The organism is Curtobacterium sp. MMLR14_002 (assembly GCF_001864975.1).
Classification (GTDB): Bacteria; Actinomycetota; Actinomycetes; order Actinomycetales; family Microbacteriaceae; genus Curtobacterium; species Curtobacterium flaccumfaciens.
This window is the reverse complement of the sequence record NZ_MJGT01000060.1, coordinates 42,454-48,977: the sequence shown is the minus strand read 5'-3', so window position 1 is coordinate 48,977 and position 6,524 is coordinate 42,454. Positions and strand designations below refer to the sequence as shown.

6 protein-coding genes are annotated in these 6,524 nt (G+C 71.3%); 1 reads left to right on the top strand and 5 read right to left on the bottom strand.

The window, feature by feature from the left end:
* Positions 1-47: 47 nt before the first annotated feature.
* The 5 genes from BIU91_RS19470 to BIU91_RS10900 all read right to left on the bottom strand — a co-directional run bounded on the left by BIU91_RS19470 (position 48) and on the right by BIU91_RS10900 (position 5,391).
* A complete protein-coding gene (locus tag BIU91_RS19470; RefSeq protein ID WP_071405465.1) occupies positions 48-1,346 on the bottom strand; it encodes a carbohydrate-binding protein in 1,299 nt (432 codons plus the stop codon).
* A gap of 163 nt (positions 1,347-1,509) precedes the next feature.
* Positions 1,510-2,358: a class I SAM-dependent methyltransferase gene (locus BIU91_RS10915; protein WP_071405464.1), complete on the bottom strand. Its 849-nt coding sequence runs from the start codon at positions 2,356-2,358 to the stop codon at positions 1,510-1,512.
* A gap of 10 nt (positions 2,359-2,368) precedes the next feature.
* Positions 2,369-3,529: a P-loop NTPase gene (locus BIU91_RS10910; RefSeq protein ID WP_071405463.1), complete on the bottom strand. Its 1,161-nt coding sequence runs from the start codon at positions 3,527-3,529 to the stop codon at positions 2,369-2,371.
* The gene (locus tag BIU91_RS10905) at positions 3,522-4,019 is read right to left on the bottom strand and encodes a DUF1003 domain-containing protein (RefSeq protein WP_042539423.1); all 498 of its coding nucleotides are present in this window, start codon (positions 4,017-4,019) and stop codon (positions 3,522-3,524) included. The genes BIU91_RS10910 and BIU91_RS10905 overlap by 8 nt, the downstream gene beginning before the upstream one ends.
* 52 nt (positions 4,020-4,071) lie before the next feature.
* On the bottom strand, positions 4,072-5,391 hold the full coding sequence (locus tag BIU91_RS10900; protein ID WP_027464574.1) for a CBS domain-containing protein: 1,320 nt from the start codon (positions 5,389-5,391) through the stop codon (positions 4,072-4,074).
* A 130-nt stretch (positions 5,392-5,521) separates the two neighbouring features.
* Between BIU91_RS10900 and BIU91_RS10895 the strand changes: the two genes are divergently transcribed.
* A complete protein-coding gene (locus BIU91_RS10895; RefSeq protein WP_071405462.1) occupies positions 5,522-6,400 on the top strand; it encodes a general stress protein in 879 nt (292 codons plus the stop codon).
* Positions 6,401-6,524 lie beyond the last annotated feature (124 nt).

Sequence of the window (6,524 nt, the reverse complement as noted above, 5' to 3'; positions counted from 1 at the left end):
GGGCCTCCCGTCCGTCAGGGGGTCGCGTCGCGACGCCCGGTCCTTCCCTACTTGAGGGCCGCCAGGAAGCGGTCGGTCCAGGCGAGGGCCGTGGTGCCGGCCACCGAGCTGCAGGTGGGTGACGCGGTGCTCTGCGCCGTCGGGCAGGGGGTGTCGCGGTCGAGCGACCAGGTGTGCACGCCCGCGAGCCCGTGGGACTTGGCGTACGCGGCGACGGTGTCGGCATCCGCGAGGGTGAAGACCTCGTCAGAGGTGTCGTTGACGCCGATCATCGGGGTGACCTCGATCTTCGACGAGGCGATCCCGTAGGTGTGCTGCAGGTTCGTGACCGCCTGGATCGTGGACTGCCCCATCTGACACGTCGACCCGACGATCACGCAGTTGGCCGTGGTCGCGCGTCCGAAGTCCATCGTCATGAGGTTGATCGTGTAGTTCGTGAGCGCCGAGGCCTTGATCGCCTTGACGGTGGCGTCGCCGGTGCTGTTCAGTCCACCGAACGAGCCGTCGGACGCCGCCAGCGTGGCGAGCGTGAACGAGAAGCGCAGGCCGGGGTACTTCGCTTGTGCCAGGGCCGCTGCGCTCACCAGGTTCTGCACGTCCGCGGCCGACTGCCCGCTCTCGATGTCGAAGTCGACGCCGATCATGTGCGGCGAAGCGTAGCGGGCGATGAAGGACTGCAGTGCGGTGCCGGAACACTTGAACGAGCCTGCGGCGCCACCGGTGCTGACGATGTAGTTCACGCCGGCAGCGTCGAGCTTCGCGATGTTGGCGCTGGCGAACGCATCGGCGGCCACCCCGCCCCAGTTCTCGCTGCCGCAGGTACCGGTGGCGAAGGCGAGCGTGATGGCCTTGAGGCCGGGCTCCCGCGTCGACACGAGGCTGTTGCTCGACCCGACGACCGGGATCCGCGTGCCGGTGACCGCGGTGTTCATGACGTTCGTGTTCCAGTCGAGGTTCACGGTGATGTCCTTGTACGGGCTGAAGACCAGACCGCTCGCGGTGCCGGTGCTGCCGTTGCCGGGCGTGGTGGTCCCACCGCCGCCAGGGGTGGTGGTCCCGCCGCCGGTGCCGCCACCGGTGCAGGTGCCGGACGACGTCCACGGCTGGCCGCTGCCGGTCGCACCGGAGTGGGTTGCCGGTTCGTCGCCCTGGGTCCACCAGTTCGCGGTGTAGTTCGAACCGTTCTCGCTGACGGTGGCTCCGCCGTTGTAGGCGGTGCCGGCGCTCCAGGCGGTCGCGCAGGTCGTCGCGGCGAGGGCTGGCGCCGCTGTGAGCGAGCCCCCTGCGACGATGACGGCGGCGATGGTGGCCACGAGGCCCGATCGCACGCGGGTGTTCTGGTTCACACGGTTCTCCTGTCCTCGGTCGGACGTCGTCGTCCGGCGGGTGGAGCCCTCACGTCACATTCCGCAAGGGCATTGTGTAATGCCCTTGCATAATGCGCCGGGGTAGAACGCCCTGTCCATGAACGAACGCACAGGATGCGCCGAACGGACCAGGGGAGTCAGGTCAGTCGAGGGTGGCGACGATCGTGTAGGTGGTCGGGATCCGGTCGCGGTCGTGATCCGGCCAGGCCCACGAGCCGGTGTCGGTCTCGACCATGCGGGAGCTGAAGCGCCACGGCAGGGTCCGGCCCTCGTCGAGTCGTCGGAGCCGCAGCCCGGCACCGAGCAGGGCGTTCACGATCTCGGACAGCGGGTGCGGCCACTCGAAGGTGCGGGTGTTCGCCACCGTGCCGTCACCGGCGTAGGTGCCGGCGTCGTCCCACTGCTGCGCGGTGCCGTCCGGGAAGTACCGGTACCGGGTGACGAGCTCGTCGGCGTCCTCGTCGAGGGCGTACAGCGCCGGGTGTCCGTCGCGGATGAAGAACACCCCGCCGGGGCGGAGCAGGCCGGCGACCTGCGCAGCCCAGCGGTCGAGGTCGGGGAGCCAGCAGATCGTGCCGATGCTCGTGTACACGACGTCGAAGTCACCGGTGACGGCGGCCCGGGCATCGAGGACGTCGGTCTCGACCCAGGTGACGTCGAGCCCGAGGCGCGATGCGAGTCCGGCGGCCGAGGCGAGGGCGGCGGGGGAGAAGTCGACACCGGTCAGTCGGGCACCCTCGCGGGCGAGCGACACCGTGTCGGTGCCGATGTGGCACTGCAGGTGACAGACGTCGAGGCCCGTGAGCGAGCCGTTCGGCAACCAGGGCGTCAGGGCCGGCAGGTCCGCGCGGACGACGTCCGAGCGGTGGCCGGGGTCGGCGAGGGCGTCGATCGCGTAGGCACCCTCGTGGATCGGCACCCGGTCGTCCCAGTTCGCGCGATTGGTGGCGCGTGCGTGGTCCCAGTCGACATCGACGTGATCGGTGCTCATGACCTCGAGCCTAGGACAGTGACAACCCGAGCTTCCGGCCGGCGAGCCCGCGTCCCATCGTGGTGATCCGGTCGGCGATCGCCGTCAGGGCCACGGCGGACGGGTCCTCCGGGGCACCGAGCACCACGGGCACGCCTGCGTCACCGCCCTCGCGCAGCGGCACGGACAGCGGCACGCTGCCGAGCACCGGGACGGGGGTGTCCTGCCCGCGGGACAGCCGTGCGGCGGTCTCGGCGCCACCACCCTCGCCGAACAGGTGCAGCACCGAGCCGTCGGGCTGCACGAGCCCCGCCATGTTCTCGACCACGCCGATGACCCGCTGTCCGGTCTGCCGGGCGACGATCCCGCTGCGCTCGGCGACGTCGGCCGCGGCGGCCTGCGGAGTCGTGACCACCAGGACCTCGGCGTGCGGCAGCAGCTGCCCCACCGAGATCGCGACGTCGCCGGTTCCCGGGGGCAGGTCGAGCAGCAGGACGTCGAGGTCGCCGAAGAACACGTCCGTCAGGAACTGGTTCACGGTGCGGTGCAGCATCGGTCCGCGCCACGACACCGCGGTCGAGACGTCGTCGACGAACATGCCGATCGACACGACCTTCACGTCGTGCGCCACCGGCGGCAGGATCATGCTGTCCACGCGGGTCGGGCGGGGTGCGACCCCGTGCTCGTCGGTCAGACCCATCAGGCCGGGGACGCTGAAGCCGTGCACGTCGACGTCGACGACCCCGACCCGCAGGCCCCGGCGGGCGAGCGCGACGGCGAGGTTCACGGTGACCGTGGACTTGCCGACGCCACCCTTGCCGCTCGTGACGGCGATGACGCGCGTGAGCGAGTCCGCGGTGAACTGGACGCCCTTGGGGCGGCCGGCGCGCAGCCGCTCGGTCAGCGCGGCACGAGTGGCCGGGTCCATCACGGACACGTCGACCTCGACGGCGGCGACCCCCGGGACGGACCCGGCGGCGACGCGGACGTCGCGCTCGATGGTGTCGGCGGCGGGGCACCCCACGATCGTGAGCTGCAGGTCGACGCGCACCGCGCCTCCTGGCTGCACGTCGACACCACGGATCATGTCGAGCTCCGTGACGGGGCGGCGGATCTCCGGGTCGATGACGCGGCCGAGCGCGGCGAGGACCGCCGTGCCGAGCTGATCGTCGGTGGGGACGGCGTCAGCCACGGGTGGAGCTGTCGTGTTCGTCCGCGTAGCCGGCCTCGTCGGCGTCGCGCCGGTCGAGCTCCTCGAGCAGGGAGCGGAGCTCGGCGCGGATGAAGTCCTTCGACGCCATGTCCCGCATCGCCAGGCGCAGGGCCACGACCTCGCGGGCCAGGTACTCGGTGTCGGCCAGGTTGCGTTCGGCGCGCTGGCGGTCCTGCTCGAACTGCACGCGGTCGCGGTCGTCCTGCCTGTTCTGCGCGAGCAGGATCAGCGGGGCGGCGTACGAGGCCTGCAGCGAGAGCACGAGCGTCAGAGCCGTGAAGCCGATGGCCGCCGAGTCGAACTGCCACGGCTTCGGCGCCAGGGTGTTGTAGCCCATCCAGACCACGCAGAACAGCGTGAGGCCGATGAGGAACCACGGCGTGCCCATGCCGCGGGCGATGCCCTCGGTCGCACGACCGAAGGTGTCCCCGCGACCACGGCGGCGGCTGGGGAGCACACGCGTGCGCATGCCCTTCGGGGAGTCGAGCCGGACCTCTTGGCGGTCACGGTCGCGACGGTTGTCATCCGTTCGGGCCACGGGTGGTCCTCCTTCCCGTCGTCACGGGTGTCCTGCGCGGGCGTTGGCGTGGAAGCGGTGAGGGTTCCCCCTCGCCCTGACTTCGCCAGTCGTCCGGCAGGACGTGGTCGAGGACATCGTCGATCGTCACCACCCCGACGAGACGGTGGGCGTCGTCGACCACGGGAACGGACAGCAGGTTGTAGGTCGCCATGATGCGGGTGACCTCGGCGGCGCTCGCGTCGACCCGGACCGGTTCGGTCTGCTGGTCGATGAGCGTGCCGAGCCGCTCGTTCGGCGGGTAGCGGAGCATCCGCTGGAAGTGCACGAGCCCGAGGAACCGACCGGTCGGCGGCTCGTACGGCGGCAGGGTGACGCAGACGGCGGCGCCGAGCACCGGAGCGAGCTCGTGGCGGCGGACCAGCGCGAGGCCCTCGGCCACGGTGGCGTCTGCCGAGACGATCACCGGTTCGGTGGTCATCAGACCACCGGCGGTGTCCGGCTCGTACTCCAGGAGCATGCGGACGTCCTGCGCCTCTTCTGGCTCCATGAGCTGCAGGAGGGCTTCGCTCCGCTCGTCGGAGAACTGAGCGAGGACGTCGGCCGCGTCGTCCGGCTGCATCTGGTCGAGGACGTCGGCGGCACGGGCGTCGACCAGCCGGGTGAGGATCTCGATGCGCTCCTGGTCGGGCATCTCCTCGAGCACGTCGGCGAGGCGGTCGTCCGGCAGCTCCTCGGCGACCTCGAACCGGCGCTCGGCGGGCAGGTCGAGCAGCGTCGACGCGAGGTCGGCGGGCAGCAGGTCGGAGTAGGCGGCGATGACGTGCTCGGCGGACTGGGCCTCGCCGGGGAGCTCGTCCTCGGTGACCTCGTTCCACGTCGCGAACGTCGTCGGACCCTTGCCGAACGGTGACGGCGTCGTCTTCGGCTTGCGGAGGAAGAGCTGCGCGACCTCCCAGTCGCCCTGCCCGCGGTCCTCGATCGCGACGTCCTCGATGGTGGCGCGGATCCGCTGGTTCTTGATGAGCACCTTGCGGCCGAGCATCTCGGCGATGACGCGGACCTCGCCGCCACGCTGCTCGAAGCGGCGCATGTTCACGAGGCCGGTCGTGATGACCTGCCCGGCACCGATCGAGGTGATGCGGCCGATGCTCACGAAGATGCGGCGCTTGCCGGGCACCTCGACGATGAGCCCGACGACGTGCGGGGGATCGGCCCGGCGGTAGACGACCAGGACGTCCCGGACCCTGCCGACGCGGTCGCCCGCGGGGTCGAAGACGGAGCACCCGGCGAGGCGGGCGACGAAGACCTTCGTGGCGCTCACCCGACCCAGCGTAGTCGCTCGGGTGCGGGCGTTCGCCCGCGCCGCCGACGGCACCGGTCGGCGGCTTCCGATCGGCTGCTTCCCTGAGAGTGCACGTGCGATTGCAAGGTGTGCGGTGAATGATGGCTGTGTGAGCAATCAGAGCCCCTTCGCCGGCAGGACCGCCCAGGCGTTCCCGACGCTGCCCAAGGGCGACGTCCTGGGAACGTACGACAGCTACCCCGACGCGCAGCGCGTGGTGGCGAAGCTGGCCGAGGCCGACTTCCCCGTCAACCAGCTCTCGATCGTCGGCAACGACCTGAAGACGGTCGAGCGGGTCACCGGCAAGATGACCTACGGCCGTGCCGCCATCGCCGGCGCGCTGTCCGGCCTGTGGCTCGGCATCTTCTTCGGCATCGTGCTCACGCTCTTCTCGCCGAGCGCCGGCGGCCTGATCCTGGCTGCTGCGATCATCGGTGCCGCGTTCGGCATGCTCTACGGCATCGTCTCGTTCGCGATCACGAAGCGGCAGCGCGACTTCACGAGCGTGCACCAGGTGCTCGCCACGAACTACCAGATCGTCGTCAACCCGCAGCTGACCGGGCAGGCGCAGCGGATCCTCGGCGAGCACGGGGCGACCCCGTCCACGCACTGGAACGACGCTCAGCAGCAGCAGCAGCAGCAGCAGTGGCGTCCGGGCCCCGGTGGGGTCCCGCCGCAGCAGCAGTCGCCGTACGGCGGGCACGCCACACCGCACCAGCAGCCGGGAGGCCCGCACCACCCCGGTACGTCGGCCCCCGGCGCGCAGACGGGTGCGCCTTCGGGCCCACCGCGCTACGGCACGAACGACGGACCCCGGTACGGGGAGACCCCCGAGACGGCTGCCGCCCCCGCGACCCCGCCGGTGCCGGAGCGTCGACCCGAGGAGCCGCCGCGCTACGGCGAGCGGGTCGCCGGTGCCACGCCGCCGGAGCCCTCGTCCTCGCCGGACGCCGCGCGCGACGGCGACGGGGACAGCGACCGCCGCTAGCCGCACTCCGGCTCGCGCGACCGGGCTTGGTCCTGCGGTCGCGCGAGATCCGGTCGTGCGAGATCGGGTCGCGCGAGGTCGGGTCGTGCGAGATCGCTCGACATGCCGTTCGCGTTCGCCGAGG